This window comes from Methylobacterium sp. WL8 (assembly GCF_008040045.1).
GTDB classification, from domain to species: Bacteria; Pseudomonadota; Alphaproteobacteria; order Rhizobiales; family Beijerinckiaceae; genus Methylobacterium; species Methylobacterium cerastii.
On record NZ_VRVF01000187.1, the window covers coordinates 1 to 1,253 of the forward strand.

General features: G+C 67.0%; 1 protein-coding gene. It reads right to left on the bottom strand.

Annotation, left to right across the window (positions count from 1 at the left end; genetic code table 11):
- Window positions 1–67 precede the first annotated feature (67 nt).
- A complete protein-coding gene (locus FV234_RS25810; RefSeq protein WP_147832443.1) occupies window positions 68–1,252 on the bottom strand; it encodes an IS256 family transposase in 1,185 nt (394 codons plus the stop codon).
- Window position 1,253 lies beyond the last annotated feature (1 nt).

The following is a 1,253-nucleotide window of genomic DNA, read 5'->3' on the forward strand; positions in this document are numbered from 1 at the left end:
GGTCGTGTCCCTAGGCGTGGTGTAGCTTGGTGAGGGCCACCACGATCACCGGCTTGGGCCGGGACGATCAGGCTGCGAGGGTGGGCAGGCTGACGAGGGGATCATCGCCGATCGGGGCGATGCTTTCCAGGGTCATGTAGCGCGACCGCTGGACGGCCCATTCGTCATTCTGTTCGAGCAGGATCGCGCCGACGAGGCGGGTGATGGCAGCCTCGTTGGGGAAGATGCCGACCACCTCGGTCCGGCGCTTGATCTCGCCGTTCAGGCGCTCCAACGGATTGGTCGAGTGCAGCTTGACCCGGTGGGCGGCTGGGAAGCCCATATAGGCCAGCACGTCGGGCTCGGCAGCGTCCATCAGGGCGGCGAGCTTGGGCACCTTGGGGCGGAGCTGGTCGGCCACCCGCCGCCATTGCTGACGGGCCGCCTCGGCATCATCCTGGGCGAAGGCGGTGGCGATGAAGGCCGACACGACGCGCCGCCCGCTGCGGCCGGCATGGGCGAGTACGTTCCTCATGAAGTGCACCCGGCAACGCTGCCAGGTGGCGTTCATCACCTTGACCACCGAGGCCTTGATGCCCTCGTGCGCATCCGAGATCACCAGCTTGACCCCTCGCAAACCGCGCCGGGCGAGCTTGCGCAGGAAGGCGGTCCAGAACGTCTCGGCCTCGGAGGGTCCGACGTCCATGCCCAACACCTCCCTTCGGCCGTCGCTGTTGACGCCGACCGCCACGATGACGGCGACTGAGACAATCCGGCCCTCGCTCCTAACCTTCACGTAGGTGGCGTCGATCCAGAGATACGGCCACTCGCCTTCGATGGGTCGGTCGAGGAACGCGCCGACCCGTTCGTCGATCTCCTGGCACAGGCGCGAGACCTGGCTCTTCGACACGCCCGTGCCGCCCATGGCCTGGACCAGATCATCTACGGAGCGGGTCGAGATGCCCTGGATGTAGGCCTCCTGGATCACCGCCGTCAGCGCTTTCTCGGCCATGCGTCGTGGCTCCAGGAAACCGGGGAAGTACGAGCCCTTGCGCAGCTTAGGGATACGTAACTCCACCGTGCCGGCCCGCGTCTGCCAGTCCCGGTCGCGATACCCATTGCGCTGGACCAGACGCTCGGCGCTCTTCTCGCCGTGGGCCGCGCCGGTCAGGCCGCCCACCTCCAGCTCCATCAGTCGCTCGGCTGCAAAACCGATCATCTCACGCAGCAGATCGGCGTCGGCACTCTTCTCCATCAGCCCGCGCAGGGCCATG